We start from the raw sequence: 23,847 nt of genomic DNA, 5'->3' as shown, positions 1-23,847 counted from the left end.
GAATAGCCAGGCCGTTTCGCCCATGGCGAGACTGGAAACCAAGCCGAGAATAGGCCATATGCTCGCCCTCATGACCGAAGTGAAGAACGAGACCGTGCCGCCCGCGCCGCGCCTGTGGACGCCGGAAGGTTTTCGCGAGGATGAATGGCAGCATGTCGAAAGCGCAGACGCGCTGACCGGCAACGGCCGTTTCATCCTGCCGTTGCAGGTTTTCCTCGACCTCGACCCGGTGGTCCGCAAATCAGCGAAAGAGCGGCTCGGCGTGCTGTTGCTGCCGGCCGATCCCGTGGAGAAAATTGCCGGCCTCCTCGACGATTTGTCGCTGGTAGCGCTTGCCTTCCCGGCCTTCAACGATGGCCGAAGTTTCTCCAAGGCCGAACTGCTGCGCAGCCGTCATGGCTTCGAGCGGGCGATCCGCGCTACCGGGCAGGTTCTGGTCGACCAGTTGCCGCATATGCTGAGGCTCGGCTTCGACGAGTTCGAGATCGTCAATCCGGTGCTGATCCGCCGGCTGGAGGAAGGCCGCGTTGGCGGCCTCGGCCTTTACTACCAGCCGACGGCGAAGCCGGCCGATGCGCCGGCCAAGGGCGCGGGCTATTCCTGGCGGCGTTCGCGGAAGTAGCCAGCGTGCCGCCGAACGGCGCGCATGTCGATGGGAACCTCGTTTCCGCCAAGGGTTGGTCGGGCCTGTCCAATCTCATGCGGGAATGTCTGAAGGTGCTCGGCACCGAGATTTCGCACGGCAAGACGCTGATGGCGGAGACGAAAAAGGCCGCCTGACAAGAAGACGGCCGTCTCATAAAAAAGGCCGCTTGCGGCCAAACAGCGAGAACTGACCGGCGCTCAGGCGGTCGATCAGTTCTGGTTGCGGGTGCCGCCGGCATGTAGCGCCGAGCGGTCATTGCCGTGCGGCTTGTCGATCTGGCGCAGCAGCTTGACAAACCTGTCCGGCAGTTCCCGGTCTACGGCGTAATGCGGCAGTGTGCCGACGAAGCGGTTCATCTGGCCGCTTCGCATCTGCCGGCGGAATTCTGCTTCCATCCTTCCGCCCATATGCTTCTCATCGTCAATCATTGCCTCGAGAACCTCTTGCTTGGCAAAAAAACCCGGGGCGCCGCGAATGGTTCCTGCAAGCCTCCGTGTGCCTTTGCCGCATGGTAAAGTTTGAGTAAAATACGAGCGAAATTGCCGCCCCGCTGGGACTGCTCTTTCTTGCTTGACGACTATGCAAGCCATTGGCGATTGCCGAGGGAAACGCTCGCGCCCCTTGATTTTTCGGCGCATAGCATCGATATCCGGCCCGACTCCGATGAATTCTGGAAATCTGGGAAATGACCATGAGCGATCAGGCGAAGGACGAACGCGTGCCTGAGGAAAACGCGACGGCCGACGAGGCGGCGGCGGGGGCTGCCGGCGAGAGCAACGACTACGAGGCGCTGGTAAAGCTTCTCAAGGAGAATGAGGAGCTCAAGGACCGCGCCCTGCGCACGGTGGCGGAAATGGAAAATCTCCGCCGCCGCACGGCGCGCGAGATCCAGGATGCCCGCGCCTATGCGGTGGCCAATTTCGCCCGTGACATGCTGTCGGTGTCCGACAATCTGAGCCGCGCCTTGCAAGCCGTCTCCGCCGAGGCCAAGGCAGCCGACCCGAGCCTTGCCACGCTGGTCGAAGGCGTCGAGATGACCGAGCGGTCGATGCTGTCGACACTGGAACGTCACGGCGTGAAGAGGCTCGAGCCGCAGGGCGAAAAATTCGATCCGAATTTCCATCAGGCGATGTTCGAGGTGCCGAACCCGCAGGTTCCCGCCAACACGGTGGTACAGGTCGTGCAGCCCGGTTATTCGATCGGCGAGCGCGTCCTGCGGCCGGCGATGGTCGGTGTCGCCAAGGGCGGTCCCAAGCACCATCCGGCGAATGATGCACCCGCGGAGCCTGGCCCGGTCAGCGAAGAGGCCGAGAGGGATGCTTGAGAGAGAGCAGTAGGGAATAGGGAGTAGCGAATAGGGGCATTGACGGAGGCGCACGCTTCCGCTCGACTACTCGCTACTCGCTACTCGCTACTCGCTACTCGCTACTCGCTACTCGCTACTCGCTACTCGCTACTCGCTATCGACGGCGCCTGCCATTTTCGGATCGCCATGAATCCGCTGCTGCTTTTGGATTACGCCGGCGTTGCGGTCTTTGCGGCGACAGGAGCGCTTGCCGCCTCGCGCAAGCAGATGGACGTCGTCAGCTTCGTATTCCTCGCCAGTGTCACCGGCATTGGTGGCGGCACCTTTCGCGACCTCATCCTCGATGTTCCGGTCTTCTGGGTGCTGGATCACGCCTATGTGCTGGTCTGCGCGGCGGTCGCTATCCTCGTTTTCCTCGGCGCGCCCAGGCTGGAGTCGCGCTACAGAGTGCTGCTCTGGCTGGATGCGGTCGGCATGTCGGCCTATTCGGCGCTCGGCGCGGCCAAGGGACTGGCGGCGACGGGTTCGCCTGTCGTCGCCATCGTCATGGGCATGCTGACGGCGACCTTCGGTGGCATCCTGCGCGACCTGCTCGCCGGCGAGCCTTCCGTCCTGCTGCGCCCGGAAATCTACGTCACCGCCGCGATGGCCGGCGCCGCCGTATTTACGGTCACCGATGCCGCCGGTCTCTCCGATCTTGCCTCGGCCCTGCTCGGCTTCGCGGCGGCCTTCATCGTGCGCGGGGGCGCACTGCGGTTCGGCTGGAGCATTCCGGCTTATCGCGGCCGTCCGGGCCGGCGTCCGGAAGACATTCCCTGATTCAGAGAACGAGTGCCCAGCCTCAGCGCTTCCGGCCCGAGCGTTTCGCCGCCTGCAGGCGTATGGCGCATTCCAGCCGATGGACGAGTTCGGCGTCCGAGATCGCATCGACATGGACGAGGATCGCCGGCCAGTCGCGATAGTGGTCGGTCTCGAAATAGATGTCGGGTGCTGCGTCCATCAGCGCCGCCTTCTCTTCCAGCGGGCTCATGATCACCAGGGTCCGCGCGTCCTTGACGCGCGAAAGCAGCTTCTTGCCGATCTTGAGCGACGGCGTGCCGTAGGAAGTGCTTTCGTTCACATCCGGCAGCGACACCATCGCCTTGCGCAGCCGCTCGACGGCAGGCGCAAGTGCGTCGCGGTGGTCAGGCGGCGAAGCGGCCGGCATCCCCGGAATAATAGCTGATGTAGCGCTGCTTGATCTCTTTCACCGGCAGCACGATGAACACGTCCACCGTCTCGAAATCATGGTCGATCACGCAGCCGTCGCCGATGCGCGCGCCGAGGCGCAGATAGCCCTTGATCAGGGGCGGCATGCGCAGGAAGGCGGATTTCGCGTTGATCGCCTCGCAGGGCACCATGTCCATGGCCCGATACCGGCTCGGCAAGGCGCTCACGTCATAGTCCGGCTCGGCCCGGAAATTGTGGGCGAGGAAGGAAAGCGCTTCGGCGTGTGCCGCTGGAACCGTGCCGTGGAAAGAGGCGCAGCCTGCCATCACGTCGATGTCGTGATGCAGCACATAGGCCCAGATGCCTTGCCACAGGGCCTCGATGGTGCGCTTCGAACGGTATTGCGGCAGCACGCAGGAGCGGCCAAGCTCCAGGAAGCGCTTGTCGGGATGGCGGCGGATCAGCGAGCCGAGATCGAATTCGTCCTGCGAATAGAAGCCGCCGGCCAGCGCGGCGCCCTCTTCCTTGAGCAGCCGGTAGGTGCCGACGATGCGGTCATGCTCGGGGCCGGGCAATGCGTGGTCGAACACCAGTATGTGGTCGCAGGCAGCATCGAACTGGTCGGCGTCGCGGCGGTCGAGCGCCTCCAGCCGGTTCGATTTCGCGCCGAGTTCCTCATAGAAGACGCGGTAGCGGACCTCTTGCGCGGCGGCGATTTCGGCGTCGTTGCGGGCCAGCCGCGCTTCCAGCGCGCCGATGCGCCCGAGCGTCCTGTCGGCGATGCCGAGGGCCGGTTCGACACCAGGAAGCAGGCCGACTTTCGCCTCGATGGGGATGTCGACCGATGGAATCGCTGATTGCACGGGTGATTCTCCTTCGAACAGCCGAGCATGGCGCGGAAATAAGAGTGATGTGCAACAGTCGTATGAACCTAACGTGACGGACGCGGCCGCTCAAGCCTGCAATGCAGCCGTGTGTCCGCAAATTGCCGTGAGGGAGGTCCTTCGCCTTACGCGAGGCGGTCCTCGACGACATGCACCAGCGCGTCGGGGTCGATTGGCTTGGTGACGAAGCCGCTGGCGCCATGGGCGAGCACGTCGTGGCGGGTCTTTTCCTGGTTGTCGGCGGACAGAACCATGATCGGCACCGGGGACAGGCTGTTCTCCTCCTCGTGGCGGCGGATGAGCGCGATCGCTTCCAGCCCATCCATCACCGGCATATGCAGATCCATCAGCACGACGTCGTGCCGTTCCTTGCGGGGGCCGATGACGGCCTCGACCGCAGCCCTGCCGTTGTTGACCACCTCGACGCGATGCCCCGCCTTCTGCAGCGTGGTTCGCGCCAGCAGCGCGTTGATTTCGTTGTCCTCGGCGAGCAGGATCGACAGCCCCGCCACCTGGGCGCTGCGGCCCCTGGATGTCGCACGGGGAGGGGGCAGGGAGGTGATTGCCGTGCTGGCGGCGCCCGAAAGCAGCACGCGCAGCAGCGTCTCGCCACGCACCGGCCTGGCGAGGAAGGTGACGTAGCCGCTGGCGCGGAAATCGCCGAGCGCGCCCCGGTCGGTCGGCGCAATCAGGGTGATCGCCTGGCTGCCGGAGAAACCGGCCTGCTTCAGCCGCTTGAGCACCCTGCCGTCGGACGCTTCGACCGAAGCGTCGATGAGCAGGGCGTCGCACGGCCCGGTAAGTTCCGCGGCCTGCTCCACCGAGTAGGCGACGTCCACGGTTCCGCCATAGGCGCGGACCGCGCGCGCGATGGCGTCGCATTCGACCTCGTTTTTCGACAGGATGATCGTGCGATGGCCGTCGAGCACGGCGCCGCGCGTCTGGCTGGAACCGCTTGCCTCGATCGCCGGAACCTCGAAGGCGAACTCGGAGCCAAGGCCGAGATCGCTGGCGACCGATATCGTGCCGCCCAGCGCCTCGACGATGCGGCGCGAGATGGCGAGGCCGAGACCAGCCCCGCCATGCGCCCGGGTCGAACTGCCGTCGGCCTGCTCGAATTCCTCGAAGATGCGGTCCATGTCCTCCTTGCGCAGGCCGGGGCCGGTATCGGAGACCGCGAAGCGCACCAGGTCGACGTCTCCCGTCCCCGCTTTCAGCCCCACGGTGACCAGCACGCCGCCGGTATCGGTGAACTTGATGGCGTTGCCGATCAGGTTGAGCAGCACCTGCCGGATGCGGCCGGGGTCGGCGGTGATGGTGTGCGGCACGTTGGGCGCGACATAGCAGCCGAGGCCGATGCCCTTGCCGTAGGCGCGCGCCGCAAGCAGTTCCACCACGCTTTCGATCAGTTCGCGCGGCGAGATCGGTTGCGGCTCCGGCACGAAACGGCCGGCCTCGATCTTGGAGAAGTCGAGCAGGTCCTCGATCAGCGCCAGCAGCGCGCTGGCCGAAGTGGAGACGGCGCTGACATAGGTCTTCTGCTCCGCCGACAGGTTGGTGTCGGCGAGCAGTTTTGCCATGCCCATGATGCCGTTCATCGGCGTGCGGATTTCGTGGCTGACGGTGGCCAGGAAACGCGATTTGGCGACGCTCGCATATTCGGCCCGCTCGCGCGCGCCGATCAGCGCCGTCTCGGCGCGCTTGCGGCCGGTGATGTCGCGCGCGATGGCGCGGTGCGAGACGCCCTTGCTGGCGAGGTCGCGCATGGACAGTTCGATCCACGAAAACCAGCGCGTGCCGGCCGGCGTATGCACGGCCACGTCGGTCGAACTCAGGCACTCGCCATCGGCGAAGGCGGCATCGGGGACGACGCCGACCTCTATGCCCAGATCGGCGAGCCGGGTGCCGATCAGGCCGTCAAGCGGGCGTCCGACCAGATCGGCGAACACCTTGTTGGCATAGACGATGCGGCCGTCGCGGTCGCGGTGGATGACGAGGTCGCCGAGCGCGTCGATGAGGCCGAGGAAATGCTCCTCGCTCTCGTGCAGTTCCCACATGCGGTCGGCCAGCGCCTCGACGCGGGCCGCCGGCGCCTCCGCGCCCCCGGCTTCGCCGGACCGGCGCCGTTCGACGTTGAGGCCGCGATACAGGAACAGGATGCCGGCAAGCCCGATCGCCAGGAGAAAGAGCGCGACCCACATGGGTGCCTGCATCAGGTTGGCGATGCCGGACAGCAGCAGGACAGCGATGATGCCGCCGACTTGCAGGAGCAGCATTTTGGGTCTGGCCGGCAGCAGTTCGACCAGCGGGTCGGGATCGGGATGCGCCTCGGCCGTCGGCGTCTTGTCGCCGCCATCCGAGCCTTTCCCGCCAAGGGAATTGTGAGATACTGGCGCCGTCATACCCCAGACATTAGGCATGACCTTCTTCCCTAAGCTTTCCCCAATTCGCTCGTATTTTAGTCGTCTTGCGGATTCTAACGCAAGTTGTCATATCCCGACGACGACACGCCCCCTGATCTTGCCGTCAATAATGTCCGTGGCCGCGCCGACTATGCCGTCGAAGCCGATCGTCGTCGTCAGCGCCGCAAGTTTGCCGTGGTCGAGTTCGTCGGCAAGCCGCCACCAGGCCTCGAGCCTGAGTTCCTTCGGGGCCATGACCGAGTCGATGCCGAGCAGCGATACGCCGCGCAGGATGAAGGGCGCGACGCTGGAGGGGAGGTCCATGCCTTGCGCCAGCCCGCAGGCGGCGACCGCGCCGCCATAAGAGGTCATCGACAGCACATTGGCCAGCGTGTGGCTGCCGACCGCGTCGATGCCGCCGGCCCAGCGCTCCTTGGCAAGAGGTTTCGCCGGCCCGGAAAGCTCGCCGCGGTCGATGATTTCAGCCGCGCCGAGGTCGGTGAGGTAGGCGCTTTCAGCAGGGCGTCCGGTCGAGGCAATGACATGGTAGCCAAGCCTCGACAAGAGCGCGATTGCCACCGAGCCGACGCCGCCGGCCGCCCCGGTGACCACCACCGGGCCGCGGTTCGGCGTGATGCCGTGGCGTTCCAGCGCCATCACCGACAGCATGGCCGTGTAACCCGCCGTGCCGATCGCCATAGCCTGGCGCGCCGTCATGTTGTCCGGCAGCGGCACCAGCCAGTCACCCTTGACGCGCGCCCGGCCCGCATAGGCGCCGAAATGCGTCTCGCCGACGCCCCAGCCATTGAGGATGACCTTGTCGCCCTCTTCCCAGTCGGGATTGGACGAGGAAATCACCGTGCCGGCAAAATCGACGCCGGGAACCAGCGGAAAACGCCTGATCACCGGCGCCTTGCCGGTGATCGCGAGGCCATCCTTGTAGTTCACCGTCGTCCACTCGACGGCAACCGTGACGTCGCCGTCCATCAGCTCGGCATCGGTCAGTTCGGTGACGGCGACCGACTGTTTTTTGTCCTCGCCGCGCGAGATGAGGATGGCCTTGAAGGTTTCGGGCATTCTTTCTCCTCTTCTCCGACGGCCAGTCCGACCCAGGACGGCAGCTTACCCTACGCAGGTTTGGCCGGCTTCGCCAACAGATGAGCAACGTCATCTTCCGGCCGCAGGAATCGTCACCACGCCCGGATTTTATCCCGCGTGGCCTTTGAGCGTGCTGGAATGCCTTTCGATAAATGGCTCGGCCGGGGGCACCGCCGTCATGACGTATCGGCGCGCAGCGGGTTCAGCGCGTCCAAGGCCAGCGCATGGGCATGCGCCAGGATCTCGTCGACCTCGCGGATGTTCTTCCGGCGCCAGGCATCCAGATCGTAGGGCGACAGCCGGCCGCCCGGCGGCCGGCCAAGCCACAGCGGCCGTGTCCGCTGGAACCGTACCGTGCCGCGCGCCGTCCTGCCGCGCACGACCACGGCGCTGCCGATTTGCCGCATTTCCGCGACCGCCGCGTCGCAGCGCGCCTTCCAGCGGGCGAACCGTTTTGCCTGTTTTGGCAGGTCGTCGAGGACCGCGCCCAGCGCCTGGAGCCGCAACGAGAGCCGCGCCGCATCGATCGGGTCGTCACGCGATGGCGGGGGCGGTGGCAGCGGCAGCGGAGCCGGATCGCTGAAGCCGGGAACCCAGATGCGCGGCATGGCGTGCGCCGGCACATAGCGGCGGCGGACGCGGAACGGATATTTGGGCGGATCGAACAGCGGCAAGCTCATGGTGCGGGGCTTGGCGGCGCGCCGTTTGGCGGCCTTTTGCTCTGCCTGGTAGCGGGCGAAATCTTGGCGCGACAGGGTGACGGCAAGGCCGAGGCGACGCATGGCGGCCACCGTGTCGGAAATTTTTGGCTTGGGTTTTCGCGGGCGCACCGGCGGCAGGTTGACCACGATGCCGCGCGCTGTCGCAATGATCAGCCGACGCGCGGCGGATTCGGCGGGGCGCAGCAGCCGCAGGATAGCGCGGTAGAGGTGGCGGGGCAGAGTTGACGCACCGCCGGCCATCTCGGCCATTCCGGCGAGCATGACGAGGATGCGCTTCAGCGCCTCCACGTTTCGCTCGATTGCCGTATTCTCGTCCATCGCCACCTACCTCCAGACAAGGCCGGCGCGGATTATCGCACCGATCGGGAGCAATGTAAACAATCCTAGGAAAATAATCCTTGAAGCGCAACGCCCTTTCGCGCAACGCATTGGAAAAACGCGGCTTTTCGGGACGTGGCGGCCCGCTCCGGTGCCTTTCCGGCTGGACGCAAGGGCTCGGTCGGGAAGAAGGTCATGCTTGTAAAAGCAAGTGAAATCAGAGTCTTGGCTGCAAGCTTGGTGGATTTTGGCGTGACAAGCATGACCAAGGGGCACTGCCGTCGGCTTTCAGTTTAGACCGTCTCACCTCTTTGGAGCCGCCTCCCCGTCAAGGCTAGGGCAATCGTATTTGGACTTGCTTTGCGAAGCGATCCTCATCGCCTGCCTTCGGCAGGACGCCGAGGCACCACCGAAACGAGCCGGCGAAGCCGGCTCGGAGCGGATGGAGCCCATCTGCGCTTGCCCTGCCGTTTGCGGATCGAGATGTCCGGCAGCACAGTCGGAAGGACGGGCTGTGGGGGCGGTCAAATGACCCTTGGCATTGGCTCGAAAACGGCTCTAGTTAGTCGCCCGAAGGCGCGGTCTTTCGAGCGCCCAGCCAGCCGACCACTTCCTGCAGCACGATCGCCGCCGCTCCCACCGAGATGAAGGCGTCGGCGAGGTTGAACACCGCGAAGGACCAGACCGGCGTGTGGAACAGGATGTAGTCGATGACGTGCCCATAGACCGCGCGGTCGATGAGGTTGCCGAGCGCGCCGCTGACGATCAGCGCGAAGCCGATGCGCGCCAGTATGTGGCGCGGGTCGGATTTGGCGGCGAGGTAGAGCACGAAGGCGATGACGGCGATCGAGACGAGGATCAGGCCGCGGTCGCCCACCCAGGAGAACATGGAGAAGGCGACGCCGGTGTTGTATGTGCGGTAGAGCGCCAGGAAGGGCAGCAGCTCGACGGCCTCGTGCATGACGAGGCGGGTCTCCACCAGCCACTTGATCCACTGGTCGAGCGCCACGCCGAATGCCGCCAGCGCGGCGTAGAGTATCAGGGAACGAAGACCCATCAAAAATCCAGTTTCAGCGCCGCGCGGCGGATTTCGAACAGCATCACGCTGGTGGCGACCGCAAGATTGAGCGAATCGGCGCGGCCCGCCTGCGGGATGCGAACCAGCCGGTCGCAGGTCTCCGCCAGCGCGTCGGGCAGGCCTTGCTGCTCGTTGCCCATCAGGAGCACTACGGGTTTTCTGGTATAGTCGACACTGCGATAGTCGACCGCGCCTTTCAGATGGGTGCCGACCAGAAGGGCGGAAAGCCCTTTGCGCCAGGCGAGAAAGGCTTCCGGCGTGGCGCGCGAGACGGGCACGGCGAAGATCGAGCCCATCGTCGCCCGCACCGTCTCCAGCGCGAACGGATCGGTGGTCTCGCCGACCAGGATGATGCCTTTCGCGCCGACCGCGTCGGCGGTGCGCAGCACAGTGCCGAGATTGCCGGGATCGCGCACCCGGTCGAGCGCCACCCAGACGTCGCCATCGCTCGGCCGGATGTCGGCAAGCTTCGTCAGCCGTTGCTCGAACACGCCGATGACGGTCTGCGGATTGTCGCGGCGGGTGATCGCGGCCAGGATCTTTTCCGAGACTTCGAGCACATCGCCGCCCTTGGCGACAACGCGGGCGGCGACCTTCTCGACCGCCGGGTTGCCGAGCGCCGATTTGGCGAAGACCAGCGTCTTCACCCGCCAGCCAAGGTCGAGCGCATCGATGACCAGTTTCAGGCCTTCGGCGAGGAAGGCGTTCTGCTGGTCGCGGAATTTTTTGAGCGCCAGCGCCTTCAGATCCTTCACCAGCGGGTTGGCGAGGCTGGAGACTTCCTTGACGCGTCCCGGCGCGCCGCTGCCTCGCTCGCTCATGAGCGTCTTTCTCCGCGCATGATCTTGTCCGAAAACCGGTTCCCACTTTTCGGGATCATGACGCTACCCAGCGCGAAAACAGCGAGGTGGAAAGCGCCCGGCCGGCGCCCTTTTCGCGGATCACCAGCTCGCCGGATTCCACCCGGCCGCCCATACCGGCGAAAGTGTCGCGCATCAGCGCGTGGATGGCGAAGAAGGAGGAGCGGATCGAATAGGCGGTGAGCACGACGGCAAGCGGTTTCGGCGTCAGGATCGAGCGGCAGAGGTCGGCGAGTTTCGGCAGATCGTCGAACAACTGCCAGACCTCGCCCTTCGGCCCGCGCCCATAGGCGGGCGGATCGAACAGGATGATGTCGTAGCGGCTGCCGCGCCGTTCCTCGCGCTCGGCAAATTTCATCGCGTCCTCGCAGATCCAGCGGATCGGCCTGTCCGTCAGCCGCGCCATCTCCTGGTTCTCGCGCGCCCAGCCGATCGCCTTTTTCGAGGCGTCTACATGCGTGACTTCCGCGCCGGCTTTTGCGGCGACGAGGGAAGCGAGCCCGGTATAGCCGAACAGGTTGAGCACTTTTACCGGCCTGTGTGCATTCTCGATCAGACCGGCCATGTGATCCCAGTGGGTCGCCTGCTCGGGAAACACGCCGACATGGCGGAAGGAGGTGAAGCGGCCGAGATAGTCGATGCTGTCATGCCGCATCGGCCAGGTCTCGCCGAGCGGCTGCTTTGGGAAGCGCCAGCGGCCGAGCCCTTCCTCATCGGTGTCGCCGGTGAAGACGGCGTCGGCCTTCCGCCATTCGGTTTCGGGCAACGCCTTCTGCCAGATCGCCTGTCCCTCGGGCCGCACGATACGGTAGGGGCCGTATTGCTCCAACTTCTCGCCGCTGCCGCTGTCGAGCAGCGCATAGTCGTCATTGGGCAGCACTTCCAGGATGACCGGCAGTCTTTCGGCGGGCAGGGCGCCTTCGCGGCGGGCGAGTTTGCGCGCGGCGGGGGCCGGCTCCTGCGGCGGGGGCGCGGCAGGCCTAGCCGCGTTGCGCTCCTCGCGCGGGCGCGCAGACTGCGCCGCTGGCGGGCGGGGCGGAAAACTGTCGCGGCGTCGGTCGCGGGTGGATTTCAAAAAATTCTCCGGCGGTCGTGCCGCTTTTGGCATAGGGGTGCGGGCTGCGCAACTCGCCTGGGCTCGGCGGAAATGAGGCATCCGGCCACACGGGCTCACGGGTTGCGGCAAAGGTGAAGGCGGCGATAGGCTTCCCGCGCGTCGGCAGGCCGGCTATGCGGTTGCCCGTGGACATGGACTTCGGCCGCACATTCGTGCGCTCGATCCCGACTGCCACCGCCTGCGCGTCTTCTGTCCGGAGAGCGAATGATGACGGAAAAATCGTTCTGGCTGGCGGTCGCCTCCGCCGATCATGTGCGCAGGGGACGCCGGGAAGGTTTCATGCAGGTCTCGCACGGCAAGGCCGGGCCGCTGCGCCGGATCAGGCCGGGCGACGGCGTGGTCTATTACTCGCCGAGCAGCGTCTATGGCGAGAAGGGCGGGCTGCGGCATTTTACGGCAATCGGCGTGGTTCGCGAGGGAGAGCCGTATCAGGGAGATATGGGTGGCGGCTTCACACCCTTCCGGCGCGACATCGACTGGGCGGATGCCTCGGAAGCGCCGATCGCGCCGCTGCTCGACCGGCTGGAACTGACCGCAGGCAAAGCCAACTGGGGCTATCAGCTTCGCTTTGGGTTGCTGAAGATCGGCGAGGGTGATTTTCGGCTCATTGCGGAGACGATGGGTGCGGCATTGCCGACGACGTCTATCCCTTGAGTTTTGAATAGACGGCAATCCCCGCCGCCAGATCCTCCAGTGCCGCTCCGACCGACTTGAACAGCGTGATCTCTTCCGTGGTGGTGCGGCCACGCTTCTCGCCGCGCGCCAGTTCGTGCAGGTCGGCGATGATGTCTTCCGGGTTCAGCACACCGGATTGTAGCGGCTGGACGATGTCGCCCGCCTCCTTGGTGGCTCCGGCGCGGGTGTCGACATAGACGCGCGAGCGGGCGATCGCGGTATCGTCGGCCTCGCGCATGCCGGGTGTAAAACCGCCGACGAGGTCGACATGCGTGCCCGGGCGCAGCTTTTCGCCGGAAATCAGCGGTTCGGTCGAGATCGTCGCCGACGAGACGATGTCGGCCCAGCCAAGTGCGGCGTCGAGGTCGGAGACGCCGGTCGCGTTGAGCCCGTCCTTGCGCAGGGCGTCGGCCGCCTTTTCGGCGTTGCTTGGCGACCGGTTCCAGATGCGGATCTCCTCGATCGGGCGCACCGCCGAATGGGCTTTCGCGAGGAACGGGCAGAGCGCGCCGGCGCCGACCACTAGCAGCTTCGAGGCGTCTTCGCGCGCCAGATAGCTCGCGGCGAGCGCCGAGGCGCTGGCCGTGCGCCATTGCGTCAGCCGTTGACCGTCGATCAGCGCCTGCGGCTCGCCGGTCTTGGCATCGAGCAGCAGATAGAGCCCCATCACCGCCGGCTTTCCGATGGCGTTGTTGTCGGGCGACACGGTGACAATCTTCACGCCGATATGACCGCCGTCCGAGGTGCCGGCGGCGTTGAGGTCGGTCCAGGCCGGCATGAGCAGCAGCGTGGAGGCGGCGCCGTCCGGCCGCTCGACGGTGTGATGATGGCGCACCGGCTGCACGGCGCCCTTGCGGAACGCCTCGCGCAGCGTCTCGACAAGGCCGGCGAACGTCAGGGAACGGTCGACTTCGTCGGCTGAGATCATGCGCATGCGGTCACTCCGGGCGAGGGAATGGCGGTGGCCTCACGTGGAAGGTTTCGGCAGCGCCGTGCTGGAAACGGTAGCCCGGTTCTGGCGCTGGGCGGCGTCGCGCGCCGCTTGCGCCTCGATGCCGCGCTGCCGGGCGGCCTTGCGGTAGCGGCCCTGCTTGAACCAGGTGGCGAGGCTGCCGATGATCATGCCGACCGCAAGTGCCGCGAACAGCAGGAAAAACAGCGGCAACTGCACGGTGAGCGCGGGGTTGCCGGGATTGAACGGATCGAAGGTGAAGGCCGCCGGCGCCCGGTTTGCCACCGCCAGCGCGATCAGGATGATGGCGAGCGGCACGAATACGACGATGAGCACGATGCGATTGAAAAGCGTCATGGTGTCGCCGTCCGATGCTTGCTGCCTGTTTGCACGCCGTTCGCCTTACTTGTCGGAATTCAGCTTCTCGCGAAGCTCCTTGCCGGTCTTGAAGAACGGCACCCATTTCTCCTCGACCTCCACCGCGTCGCCGGTGCGCGGGTTGCGACCGGTGCGGGCAGGGCGGTTCTTTACCGAGAAGGCGCCAAAACCGCGAAGCTCGACCCTGTTGCCTTCGGCAAGCGCGTCGGTGATTTCGTCGAAGATGGCACTCACGATGTTCTCGACATCGCGAAGAAAAAGATGCGGATTGCGTGTGGCGATGATCTGCACGAGTTCGGATTTGATCATGAGCGCTGTCCCCGTCAATTATTGTGTTCTAAAGAGTAGGCGAATGATTTTATTCGTGTTTTTCAATCAGGCTGGAGCCGTCTCAAGGGTGCCAGACTGATACGAGACCGTCAAGGAACAACCGATCGGCGCCGCTTTCCCGAAGGATATCGCCGCCGGCTCCCGGAATTCCGATCAACTGCCCGACGGCTTGCGCGGTCGCACGGCTGAACAGCCAGCCGGAGTCCTCGTCCCTGGGTTTCCATTCGATGACTTCCAGGCTTCCAGACACGCCCTTGCTCGACAGCCAGGCGATCGCCTCCTGCTCGCCGCCAAGTCCGTCGATCAGCTTCTTGTCCAGCGCCTGGCGGCCGGTGAAGACCGAGCCGTCGGCCAGCGCCAGCACTTCCGGCCTTGTCAGCGGACGGCGGTCGACGACGAGACCGACGAACCAGTCATAGCTGTCGAGGATCATCGAGCGGATCATCGCCCGCTCTTCCTCGGTGGTCGGGTTGAAGGGCGACGGCTCGGCCTTCAGCGGCGAGGATTTCACCTCGTCCAGCGTGATGCCGATCTTGTCCATCAGGCCGCTGAAATTCGGGAACTGCGCCAGCACGCCGATCGAGCCGACGATGGAGGATTTGCGCGCCACGATGTGGTCGGTGGCGCTGGCGATCATGTAGCCGGCGGACGCCGCGAGCGTGCCGACCTGCGCCACCACCGGCTTTGTGGCGGCGAGCGAGCGGACGGCGTCGAAGATCGCCTCACCGCCGGCTGTGGTGCCGCCGGGGGAATCGATCGACAGGATGACGCCTTTGACCCTCGACGACTTCCGGATGTCGTCAAGCCGCTTCAGCAGTTCCTCGTCCTCGAGGATCGTGCCTTCGATCCTGACCTTGGCGATATGGTCGACGGATTTTCCGGCGAATTCGTCGCCGTAAAGCGCAACCGCCGTGCCGATGATGGCGACGGCCGCGACGAGCAATGCCGCGACGCGCCAGAAAGTGAGCTTGCGCCGCAGCCTGCGGCGATCGATGAGGTCGTCGGCGGTCGTGGCCATGGCTTCCTCGCAAACGGGGGAAAGCCAAGTATCTAGCGCATGTTACCGCCCCCGGCTACCACCAATGAGGGTGACGTGCCGGCAGATCGCCGTACTCGGCGCGAGGTGGACGCCTCACTCGCCGTAGCCGATGATGCCCTTGGTCTCGAGGAAGTCGTGGATCGCCCAGTCGGCATATTCGCGGCCGTTGCCGGACTGCTTGTAGCCGCCGAAGGGGGCGAAGGTGTCCCACTCGGGATAGTTGATCGAGACCTGGCCGGCGCGCAGCCGTCCGGCGACCTTGCGGGCATGGCCGATGTCCTGCGACTGCACGTAGGCGGCGAGACCGTAGACCGTGTCGTTGGCGATCTTCACTGCGTCGTCGTCATCCTCGTAGGAGATGACCGACAGCACCGGACCGAAGATTTCTTCCTTTTCTATGCTCATACCAGGCCGCACGTGGCCGAACACGGTCGGGCGCACATAATAGCCGCGGTTGAGATGGCCGGGACGGCCGTTGCCGCCGGTGACGACCGTGGCGCCTTCCGAGATGCCGGCTTCGATCAGCCGCTGGATCTTGTCGAACTGGACCTGGCTGACCACCGGACCGAGCTGCGTGTCCTCCGAGCGCGGATCGCCGACCTTGAACGCCTCGGCGGCATCCTTGGCGATGGCCAGCGCCTCATCGTGGCGCGACGCGGGCACTAGCATGCGCGTCGGCGCGTCGCAGGACTGGCCGGAGTTGCCGAAGCAGCCTTCCACGCCCTTCTTTACCGCGTGGGCGAAGTCGGCGTCGGAGAGGATAATATTGGCAGATTTGCCGCCGAGTTCCTGGGCGACGCGCTTGACCGTGTCGGCGGCGGTCTTGGCCACGATAATGCCGGCGCGGGTCGAACCGGTGAAGGATACCATATCGACGTCGGGATGCCCGGCCATGATCTGGCCGACGTCCGGACCGGTGCCGTTGATCATGTTGTAGACGCCTTTCGGCGTGCCGGCCGCCTCCATGACCTCGGAAAAGATGATGCCGCTGATCGGCGCGATCTCCGAGGGTTTCAACACCACGGTGCAGCCGGCGGCGATGGCCGGGGCCACCTTGCAGACGATCTGGTTGAGCGGCCAGTTCCAGGGCGTGATCAGCGCGCAGACGCCGATCGGCTCCTTCACCACCAAGGTACCGCCGCGCTTTTCTTCGAATTCGTAATCTTCGAAAGCCTTGATCGTCGATTCCATATGGGCGCGGCCGGCCCAGGCCTGCGCCTCGCGCGCCCAGGTGATCGGCGAACCGTTCTCCTGGCTGACCGCCTGGGCGATATCCTCGAAGCGCTCGTTGTAGATTTTGAGGATGCGTTTCAAGAGCTTCAGCCGTTCGGCCTTGCTGGTCTGTGAAAACGACGGGAAGGCGGCCTTGGCGGCGGCCACGGCGCGGTCGACATCGGCCTTCGAGCCGACGGAGATTTTCGTGTAGGCCTCCTCGGTGGAGGGATCGATGACGTCGAGCGTGGCAGGCACGACGGGGTCGACCCACTTGCCGTCGATAAAGAAGTTAAGGTGATGCGACATGGGTGGCTCCTCTTTGCCCTATGCGTAGCGTGGCGGGATTGCGCCGGCAACTACGGACCCGTCCTCGGCTGTCGTCCGCGCGGCATCGTGGGTGCGTCAAACGACGATCTTCACGCACATCGGCGTGCCGATCTCGATCGCATGGCCGGTGTCGGAGAGGCGCCCGGTTTCCAGATCGCGGGCGAAGATGGTGATGCGGTCGGCGTTCTGGTTGGCGGAGAACAGGTGGCCGCCGGAGGGCGTCAGGCAGAGGTTGCGCGGGGTCGAGCCGCCGCAAGGCGTGTAATCGATCAGCGTCAGCTTTCCGGTTTCCTGGTCGACGGCGAAGATCGGGATGGAATCGTGGCCACGGTTCGATCCGTAGACGAAACGGCCGTCCGGCGAGATCTGGATGTCGGCGCAATGGTTGTGGTCGCGCGCTTCCGCCGGCACCGCCGGTTTTGCGTCGATGAAGGCAAAACCGCCGGTGTCGGCGTCGAGCGCCAGCGAGACGACGGTGGAGTCGAGTTCGTTCATGACGAAGACGAATTTGTCGTTCGGATGCAGCGCGATGTGGCGCGGCCCGGCGCCTGGTTTCAGCGCCGTCTCCTGCAATGGCGACAGCGAGCCGTCGGCTTCGATGCGGTAGGTGACGAGGCAGTCGATGCCGAGATCGGCGACGATGGCGATGTTGCCGGCTATCGATTCCGTGGCGCTGTGCGCGTGGCTGCGCTCCTGCCGGGCTTCGTTGGGGCCTGTGCCTTCATGGGCGACGCTGGCGAGCGGCGCGGTCAGGCCGCCATCGTCGCGGATGCCGTAGACCACGACCGACTGGTCTGGACCGCCGGACCCCATGCCGTAATTGGCGACCAGCAGTTTTGTGCCGTCGCGGGTGATAAAATTGTGGGCGGTGATCGAGCCCAGCGTTGGCTGCTTGTTGACGTAGCTCAACGTGTTGGTGGCACGGTCGAAGCCGTAGGCTGACACCATGCCCTCGCGCCAGGCGAACACTTCGCTGTTTGCGAAGATTTTCGCGCCGTCCGGCGTCACCGACAGAAAAGTCGGGTTGTCGACCTCGTTCGTCTCCGCCAGCATGGTCACCGCGAGCGTGTCTTCGTCGAAAGCGTAGACGGAGAGCCCGACGCCGCGCGCGCCCTGGAAATACGGCGCCTCGCGGTTGAGCGAACCGACGAACACAAGAAGCTCCGACATTTTTTTCCCTCCCCAGGCGGCCCTTCCGGCGGCGCCGGCCCGTTGGCCCCGCAACGTGCCGCCGCATTTTCACGAGCCAGAATGACGACAACGGCGCTTGCAAACAAGCCCCATATGTGAAAAACATATTCATGAGAGAAGATCGCAGGGGAGGAGCCGTGACCTGTCTCGCAGGCAATGCGCGCGGCTTGATGTATCCATGACCGCTTTCGCGCCGACCGTCGGCGTTTCGTCGACGCAGCCGTCCGACATGCCCGAAAGCCACGCCGAGATACCGGTGTGGAACGCGGAAAACTGGTTCTACGAGGACTGGCCAGTCGGCCAGAAGATACGCTCGTTGCGCCGCACGATGGCCGAGGGCGACAGCCATCTGTTCAACACGCTTGTGCTGGACATCCACCCCTATGTGCAGGACCGTATGTTCGCGGAAAAGGAAGGCATTTTCGGCCAGCGGCTGATCGCTGGCGCCTTCGTGTTCTCGGCCGGGCTGGGACTGGTCGCCACCAACTGCATCAACGCCTTTTCCTACGGCTACGACAAGCTCCGCTTCATCAAGCCGGTGTTTGTCGGCGACACGATCTATTCGATCCGCACCAACCTCGACAAACGCCCGAAATACAAGGAACTCGGCCTGATCCGCGCCAGCTACGAGGTGTTCAAGGGCGAGGGCGAACTGGTGCTCTACTGCGAGCACCTGCAGACGGTGAAATACAAGAACCCGGCGGATTTCGCCGGCAAGACCGAGAAGTAATTTTTATGAGCGAATCCGAACTCCCGCTCGCCGGCCTCGTGGTCGTCGACATGAGCCAGTTCCTGTCGGGGCCGTACTGCTCGCTGCGCCTGCTCGACCTCGGCGCGCGGGTGATCAAGATCGAGCGCCCGGACGGCGGCGACCTGTCGCGAAAACTCTATCTCAGCGACACCGAGATCGGCGGCGATTCCACCATCTTTCACGCCATCAACCGCGCCAAGGAAAGTCTTGCGATCGACTTGAAGGACGAGGCCGACCTCAAGGCGCTGCGCGGGCTGCTGACCAAGGCCGATGTTCTTATCCAGAATTTCCGGCCGGGCGTCATCGAACGGCTCGGCCTCGACTACGAGCATGTGAAGGCTCTCAACCCGCGCATCGTCTATGCCTCGATAAGCGGCTATGGCGAGGAAGGGCCGTGGGTGAAGCGGCCGGGTCAGGACTTGCTGGCCCAGTCGCGCTCGGGCGTCATGTGGCTGAACGGCGACGAGGACCAAGGGCCGGTGCCGTTCGGGCTGGCCATCGGCGACATGCTGGCGGGCGCGGCCTGCTGCCAGGGCATCCTTGCCGCGCTGGTGCGGCGCGGCATTTCCGGAAAGGGCTCGCATGTCGAGACCAGCCTGCTGGAGGCGCTGGTCGACTTCCAGTTCGAGGTGCTGACCACGCATCTGAACGACGGACGGCGGCTGCCGCGCCGCTCTTCCTTCCGCTCCGCCCATGCCTACCTGTCGGCGCCTTACGGCGTCTATCCGGCCAAGGACGGGTTTTTGGCCATCGCCATGACGCCGATCCCGAAACTGGCAGGGCTGCTGGGGCTGGATGGCGAGCTTTCCGCCTATAGCGATCAGCCGGCGACGTGGTTCACGGCGCGCGACGAGATCAAGGCGATCATCGCGCAAAGGATCGGCACGAAAACCATCGACGAGTGGCTGGCGGCGCTGGAACCCGCCGACATCTGGTGCGCCAAGGTCTTGAACTGGCCGGAACTGTTCGAGAGCGACGGCTTCAAGGTTCTGGACATGCTGCAGACGGTGACGCGCGAGGACGACGTGTCGATCCTGACGACGCGCTCGCCGCTGCGCGTCGACGGCGTGCGCGCGAAGGTCGAGCGCGCCGCTCCGCTGGTGGGCGAGCACAGTGCGAAGATCCGCGCGGAGTTCGGGTTGTGAGAGTGGCCGTGCCCCCTCCACCACGCTTCGCGTGGTCCCCCTTCCCCGCTTCGCAGGGGAGGAACCGCTGCGGCACCGCCGGCACGCCCTGGATCCTCCCCCGTTTACGGGGGAGGGGGACCACGCAAAGCGTGGTGGAGGGGGCGGATCGCCATGACTCTTCGGCGAGGCCGGCGCCATGACCACCCTCAAAGGCATGACCTGGAGCCATCCGCGCGGCTACGACCCGATGGTCGCCTGCTCGGCGATCTGGAGGGAGAAGACCGGCGTCACGATCGACTGGGACAAGCGTTCGCTGCAGGATTTCGAATCCTTCCCGGTCGAAGAGTTAGCCAAGGCTTACGACCTGATCGTCATCGACCATCCGCATGTCGGCCAGATCACCGCGGAAAACTGCCTTATGCCGCTGGACGTGCCCGGCCGCGAGGCAGAGCGCGAGGCGATGGCGAAGGCAAGCGTCGGACAATCCTATCCGAGCTATACGTGGCAAGGCCGGCAATGGGCGTTTCCCATCGACGCGGCCAGCCCGGTGCAGGCTTATCGGCCGGATAGATTAGGACGCCCGGTCGAGCGCTGGAGCGAGGTGCTCGACCTGGCGCGGCAGGGCAAGGTGCTGCAATCGCTGCGGCCGCCGCATTCGCTGATGGTGTTTTTCACGCTCGCGGCCAATCTGGGAACGCCCTGCGCGGTGACCGGCCCCGGCGACCTGATCGAGCCGGCCGCGGGCGAGCGCGTGTTCGAGATGATGCGAAAATTCTTCGCGCTGCTCGACCCCGCCTGCCTGTCGATGGACCCCATCGCGGTCTCGGAGAAGATGGCGGAAGACAGTTCGCCTCACATCTGCGCGCCGCTGATCTATGGCTATGTCAGCTACGCGACGGACGGGTTCCGGCAGCACAGGCTGGCCTTTGCCGACATGCCGGTGACGGGGCAAGCGGGACTGGCCGGCTCCGCTTTGGGCGGCACCGGCATCGCCGTTTCGGCCTTCTCGAAAGCCAGGGAAGCGGCGATCGATTTTGCCCATTGGATTGCCAGCGACGACGTGCAGCGTGGTCCCTATGCGGCGGCCGGTGGCCAGCCCGGCCATGCGCTCGCCTGGGAGGACGACACCGTCAACGCCGCGACTCACGGGTTCTATCGCAATACGCGAAAGACGCTTGAGGGCGCGTGGGTTCGGCCGCGCCATGACGGCTACATGGGTTTTCAGCAGGCCGCGTCGGACCGCATCAATGCCGGCCTCGTGGCGGGAGACGCCGCGCGGACGGTGGTGGCCGATCTGAACAAACTGTTCCGGAAAAGTTTTGAGGAATAGCCGGCCGGCATCAGTCGGGCGGTGGACTGCAACGGAGGAGAAGACGATGAATGGACTGCTTCGCGGCCTTCTGGCCGCAACTGCCTTGGTTTCGATTGCCACAGCCGCAAACGCCCAGGATGTTTCCGGGGTCATCGGCGGCCTGCCCGCCGAGTTGAAGGCTCAGTACGAGGGCGCGCCGCAAAAGGTGCTGCCGTCAGCCTGGGACAACTTTTCGCCGCCGGCAAAACCCTGGAAATGGTGCCATTCGGAATCCTACCAGGGCAATCCGTGGCGCGTCTCGGTGACCAACGAATTGAAGCGGCTCGTCGACGGCCTGATCGCCGACGGCACGGTGGCGAGCTTCGAGGTGTCCGATTCCAACAACGATGCCGCCCAGCAGATCAATCAGATCCGCGCCTTCATCGACAAGGGCTGCTCGATCATCACCTCGATCCCCGGCTCGGCCACCGCGCTGGACGAGGCGATCGACGCCGCAGCCGCTAAGGGAATCCCGTTCCTGACGGCGGCTGGTTCGGTCACCAGCCCGAACGCCATCAACGTCGATTCCAACTATGCCCGCTGGGGCTATGACATGATGACGGCGATCGCCAAGGCGAAGCCGGATTCCAGCATCCTGCTGGTCGAGGGCATCGCCGGCCATCCGATCGTCGTGCAGGAACGCGAGGGTGGCGACAAGGCGCTGGCGGAAAACACCGGCCTGAAGGTCGCCCGCTCTGTCAACGGCAACTGGACGGCCAACGTCACCAAGACCGTCGTGCTGCAGGCCATTGCCACCAATCCGGCGCCGATTGACGCGGTGTGGACGACCGGCAGCGAAAGCCGCGTCGTCGCCGAGGCGTTTTCCGAGGCCGGCCGCCCGGCGCCGCTGATCACCGGTTCGATCACCGGCGACGCGCTCGGCTACTGGAAGGCCAATCCGGACAAGTATCGCTTTGAGGGCCATGCCGTGCTGCCGGGCTGGACCGCGCAGACGCTCTATCGCGTTGGCATCCGCATGCTCGACGGCCAGAAGCCAAAACTCAACACGCTGCTGATCCCGATCCCGCCGGTCCACAATGCCGACCTCGACAAGTGGTACAAGGACTGCATGACGCCGGACGCCGTGTCGGTGTTTCCGGTGCCGCCGACCGACCCGATGCCGGAAGAGTGGCTGGACGCCTATTTTGGCAACCCCGCGCCGACCAAGGGCTGGGATTATGCGAAGGTGCCCGACGCCTGCGCGAAGTGACGTAATGAAACGTATCGGAGCCGACTCCTAAGGGGCCGGCTTCGTTGGCTTATGAGGCTCTATGAGATGCCGGGCGCTCTTTCGCACCCCCCTCTGAAGGACGCGGATCGTTGCAACGAACTCGCGGCAACATCCGGACTTCCCAATGCTTGAAGTCCGCGCCCTCTCCAAGCGCTACGGCGAGACCGTGGCGCTGTCTGACGCTTCCATCGCTTTCCGCGCCGGCACGATCCACACCATTTTGGGCGAGAACGGCTCCGGCAAAAGCACGCTGGTGAAACTGCTTTCCGGCATCGTGCAGCCGGACGCCGGGAAAATCCTGCTCGGCGGAAAGCCGTTTTCGGGGCGCGATCCCGCGACATTCCAGGCAGCCGGCTTCGCCACTGTGTTCCAGGAGGTGCTGGTCGCGCCCGACCGCTCGGTGACCGACAATATCCTGCTTGGTCTGGACGGGTTGCTGAAACGTAACGTGCCGCGCGGCGAACGCAAGGCACGTGCAGGCGGCGTGCTGGCAAGGTTTGCACGAACCCCGGTGCCGCTGGACGCACCCGCCGGCGCGCTGCCGCTGGCGGCGCAGCAGCTTGTCGTGCTGGCGCGCGCGGTGGTGCGGAACCCGAAAATCCTGATCCTCGACGAGGTCACAGCGGCGCTCGACTTCGCCGACCGCGAGGCGGTTTTTGCGCTGATGCGGGAGCTGGCGGGGCAGGGCACGCTGATCCTGTTCATCACCCACCGCATGGACGAGGTGATGGGGCTTTCCCACCGCATCTCCATTCTGCGTGGCGGCAAGGTTGTGCGCACCGAGGAGCGCGGCGTCTCGACGCCGGCCGAACTGCTGAAGGCCATGGCGCCGCAGACTGCGGCGGAGCTCGCGCATGTCTGACCGTTCCGCCTTCCATATCCGCAATCTTGCGCTGGCGCCCGGCAAGGCCGCCATCGACCACACCATCTCGCCGGGCGAGATCATGGGCTTGGCCGGGCTCGACGGCCATGGCCAGGAAACATTTCTCAAAATCCTGGCGGGGCTTGAGAAACCCATGGCCGGCCAGGTCTCGATCGACACGGCCGCCGGCCGCGTTCCGGTCAACGGCTTCCGCGGCGCGGTTGCCAGCGGCATCGCCTACCTGCCGCGCGACCGGCGTGCCACCGGCATCTTTCCCACCCAGTCGGTGCTCGACAATTTTGCCATTTCGACCGTCGGTAAGGATGCGCGCCTCGGCCTGATCAGCACGGCCGAGCGCCGCCGCCGCTACGAGGTTTTCCGCGAGAAACTGTCGATCCTAGCGCCGAGACCGGACGCGGCGATCACAACCCTTTCCGGCGGCAACCAGCAAAAGGTGCTGCTCGCCCGCGCACTGGCGTTGGAGCCGAAAGCGCTGCTGCTCAACGATCCCACCCGCGGCGTCGATGTCGCCACGCGCCATGTGCTCTACGACGTGTTCCGCGGCCTCGCGGCCGAGGGCATGGCGCTGGTCATCCTCTCCAGCGAGATCGAGGAGATTCTCGTGCTCTGCCATCGCGTGCTGGTGTTCCGTGAGCACGAGGTGGCGGCGGAGATGTCCGGCGGCGCCATGACCACCGACGCGGTGATTGCCGCCATGTTCGGAAGGGCGGCTTGATGACGTCATTTTGCGCTTTGTCGCACCCCCCTCTGTCCTGCC

Annotated in this window: 25 protein-coding genes and 1 pseudogene; 11 read left to right on the top strand and 15 right to left on the bottom strand. The window is 65.2% G+C overall.

Features of this window, described 5'->3' with window-relative positions; all coding sequences use genetic code 11:
• Positions 1-58: 58 nt before the first annotated feature.
• On the top strand, positions 59-622 hold the full coding sequence (locus ACH196_RS12395; RefSeq protein WP_396647206.1) for a DUF934 domain-containing protein: 564 nt from the start codon (positions 59-61) through the stop codon (positions 620-622).
• A 5-nt stretch (positions 623-627) separates the two neighbouring features.
• Positions 628-780 (top strand): annotated as a pseudogene (locus tag ACH196_RS12390) (protease); the annotation flags it as partial.
• Between the two features lie 75 nt (positions 781-855).
• Here ACH196_RS12390 and ACH196_RS12385 read toward each other — a convergent pair.
• Complete coding sequence (locus ACH196_RS12385; RefSeq protein ID WP_396647205.1) at positions 856-1,284, bottom strand: hypothetical protein; 429 nt, start codon at positions 1,282-1,284, stop codon at positions 856-858.
• Positions 1,285-1,337: 53 nt separating this feature from the next.
• Here ACH196_RS12385 and grpE point away from each other — a divergent pair, with 53 nt between their 5' ends.
• Positions 1,338-1,970, top strand: coding sequence for a nucleotide exchange factor GrpE (gene grpE, locus ACH196_RS12380; RefSeq protein ID WP_396647204.1), 633 nt, complete (start codon positions 1,338-1,340; stop codon positions 1,968-1,970).
• A 168-nt stretch (positions 1,971-2,138) separates the two neighbouring features.
• Positions 2,139-2,771 (top strand): trimeric intracellular cation channel family protein, encoded by a 633-nt coding sequence (locus tag ACH196_RS12375; RefSeq protein WP_396647203.1) that lies wholly within the window; start codon positions 2,139-2,141, stop codon positions 2,769-2,771.
• Between the two features lie 22 nt (positions 2,772-2,793).
• Here ACH196_RS12375 and ACH196_RS12370 read toward each other — a convergent pair whose 3' ends face one another.
• From ACH196_RS12370 to ACH196_RS12335, 8 genes are all read right to left on the bottom strand, one after another.
• Positions 2,794-3,159: an MmcQ/YjbR family DNA-binding protein gene (locus ACH196_RS12370; protein ID WP_396647202.1), complete on the bottom strand. Its 366-nt coding sequence runs from the start codon at positions 3,157-3,159 to the stop codon at positions 2,794-2,796.
• Positions 3,137-3,973, bottom strand: coding sequence for a GNAT family N-acetyltransferase (locus ACH196_RS12365; protein ID WP_396647235.1), 837 nt, complete (start codon positions 3,971-3,973; stop codon positions 3,137-3,139). The genes ACH196_RS12370 and ACH196_RS12365 overlap by 23 nt, the downstream gene beginning before the upstream one ends.
• Before the next feature lie 197 nt (positions 3,974-4,170).
• Entirely contained in the window at positions 4,171-6,465 is a 2,295-nt protein-coding gene (locus ACH196_RS12360; protein WP_396647201.1) for an ATP-binding protein, read from the bottom strand.
• Positions 6,466-6,534: 69 nt separating this feature from the next.
• On the bottom strand, positions 6,535-7,524 hold the full coding sequence (locus ACH196_RS12355; protein ID WP_396647200.1) for an MDR family oxidoreductase: 990 nt from the start codon (positions 7,522-7,524) through the stop codon (positions 6,535-6,537).
• Positions 7,525-7,721: 197 nt separating this feature from the next.
• On the bottom strand, positions 7,722-8,585 hold the full coding sequence (locus ACH196_RS12350; RefSeq protein WP_396647199.1) for a hypothetical protein: 864 nt from the start codon (positions 8,583-8,585) through the stop codon (positions 7,722-7,724).
• A 562-nt stretch (positions 8,586-9,147) separates the two neighbouring features.
• Positions 9,148-9,642 (bottom strand): signal peptidase II, encoded by a 495-nt coding sequence (gene lspA / locus ACH196_RS12345; protein WP_396647198.1) that lies wholly within the window; start codon positions 9,640-9,642, stop codon positions 9,148-9,150.
• The gene (locus tag ACH196_RS12340; protein ID WP_396647197.1) at positions 9,642-10,484 is read right to left on the bottom strand and encodes a TrmH family RNA methyltransferase; all 843 of its coding nucleotides are present in this window, start codon (positions 10,482-10,484) and stop codon (positions 9,642-9,644) included. Before ACH196_RS12340 ends, lspA begins: the two co-directional genes overlap by 1 nt.
• 55 nt (positions 10,485-10,539) lie before the next feature.
• Entirely contained in the window at positions 10,540-11,598 is a 1,059-nt protein-coding gene (locus ACH196_RS12335; protein ID WP_396647196.1) for an RsmD family RNA methyltransferase, read from the bottom strand.
• 246 nt (positions 11,599-11,844) lie between these two features.
• On the opposite strand from ACH196_RS12335, the gene ACH196_RS12330 reads away from it, so the two are divergent.
• Positions 11,845-12,294: an EVE domain-containing protein gene (locus ACH196_RS12330; protein WP_396647195.1), complete on the top strand. Its 450-nt coding sequence runs from the start codon at positions 11,845-11,847 to the stop codon at positions 12,292-12,294.
• Here ACH196_RS12330 and ACH196_RS12325 read toward each other — a convergent pair.
• From ACH196_RS12325 to ACH196_RS12300, 6 genes are all read right to left on the bottom strand, one after another.
• Positions 12,284-13,249: an ornithine cyclodeaminase family protein gene (locus ACH196_RS12325; protein WP_396647194.1), complete on the bottom strand. Its 966-nt coding sequence runs from the start codon at positions 13,247-13,249 to the stop codon at positions 12,284-12,286. The two genes, ACH196_RS12330 and ACH196_RS12325, sit on opposite strands and share 11 nt — an antisense overlap.
• Positions 13,250-13,282: 33 nt before the next feature.
• Positions 13,283-13,624, bottom strand: a complete 342-nt coding sequence (locus ACH196_RS12320; RefSeq protein WP_396647193.1) for a lipopolysaccharide assembly protein LapA domain-containing protein — start codon at positions 13,622-13,624, stop codon at positions 13,283-13,285.
• A 45-nt stretch (positions 13,625-13,669) separates the two neighbouring features.
• Positions 13,670-13,954: an integration host factor subunit beta gene (locus ACH196_RS12315; protein WP_396647192.1), complete on the bottom strand. Its 285-nt coding sequence runs from the start codon at positions 13,952-13,954 to the stop codon at positions 13,670-13,672.
• Between the two features lie 82 nt (positions 13,955-14,036).
• On the bottom strand, positions 14,037-14,993 hold the full coding sequence (gene sppA / locus ACH196_RS12310; protein WP_396647191.1) for a signal peptide peptidase SppA: 957 nt from the start codon (positions 14,991-14,993) through the stop codon (positions 14,037-14,039).
• Positions 14,994-15,107: 114 nt separating this feature from the next.
• Entirely contained in the window at positions 15,108-16,535 is a 1,428-nt protein-coding gene (locus tag ACH196_RS12305) for an aldehyde dehydrogenase family protein (protein ID WP_396647190.1), read from the bottom strand.
• Positions 16,536-16,631: 96 nt separating this feature from the next.
• Positions 16,632-17,726, bottom strand: a complete 1,095-nt coding sequence (locus ACH196_RS12300) for a lactonase family protein (protein ID WP_396647189.1) — start codon at positions 17,724-17,726, stop codon at positions 16,632-16,634.
• 199 nt (positions 17,727-17,925) lie between these two features.
• On the opposite strand from ACH196_RS12300, the gene ACH196_RS12295 reads away from it, so the two are divergent.
• The 6 genes from ACH196_RS12295 to ACH196_RS12270 all read left to right on the top strand — a co-directional run bounded on the left by ACH196_RS12295 (position 17,926) and on the right by ACH196_RS12270 (position 23,805).
• On the top strand, positions 17,926-18,477 hold the full coding sequence (locus ACH196_RS12295) for a MaoC family dehydratase (protein ID WP_396647188.1): 552 nt from the start codon (positions 17,926-17,928) through the stop codon (positions 18,475-18,477).
• 5 nt (positions 18,478-18,482) lie between these two features.
• Positions 18,483-19,643 carry a CaiB/BaiF CoA transferase family protein gene (locus ACH196_RS12290; protein ID WP_396647187.1) on the top strand — a complete coding sequence of 387 codons (1,161 nt, stop codon included), beginning with the start codon at positions 18,483-18,485 and terminating at the stop codon, positions 19,641-19,643.
• 178 nt (positions 19,644-19,821) lie between these two features.
• Positions 19,822-20,955, top strand: a complete 1,134-nt coding sequence (locus tag ACH196_RS12285; RefSeq protein ID WP_396647186.1) for an extracellular solute-binding protein — start codon at positions 19,822-19,824, stop codon at positions 20,953-20,955.
• Between the two features lie 46 nt (positions 20,956-21,001).
• Positions 21,002-22,186, top strand: a complete 1,185-nt coding sequence (locus ACH196_RS12280; RefSeq protein ID WP_396647185.1) for an ABC transporter substrate-binding protein — start codon at positions 21,002-21,004, stop codon at positions 22,184-22,186.
• A gap of 145 nt (positions 22,187-22,331) precedes the next feature.
• On the top strand, positions 22,332-23,069 hold the full coding sequence (locus ACH196_RS12275) for an ATP-binding cassette domain-containing protein (RefSeq protein WP_396647184.1): 738 nt from the start codon (positions 22,332-22,334) through the stop codon (positions 23,067-23,069).
• Positions 23,062-23,805 (top strand): ATP-binding cassette domain-containing protein, encoded by a 744-nt coding sequence (locus ACH196_RS12270; protein ID WP_396647183.1) that lies wholly within the window; start codon positions 23,062-23,064, stop codon positions 23,803-23,805. The genes ACH196_RS12275 and ACH196_RS12270 overlap by 8 nt, the downstream gene beginning before the upstream one ends.
• Positions 23,806-23,847 lie beyond the last annotated feature (42 nt).

The organism is Mesorhizobium sp. IMUNJ 23232, from assembly GCF_044326205.1.
Classification (GTDB): Bacteria; Pseudomonadota; Alphaproteobacteria; order Rhizobiales; family Rhizobiaceae; genus Kumtagia.
The sequence above is the reverse complement of the archived record's forward strand: the minus strand, read 5'-3'. Positions and strand labels throughout refer to the sequence as shown.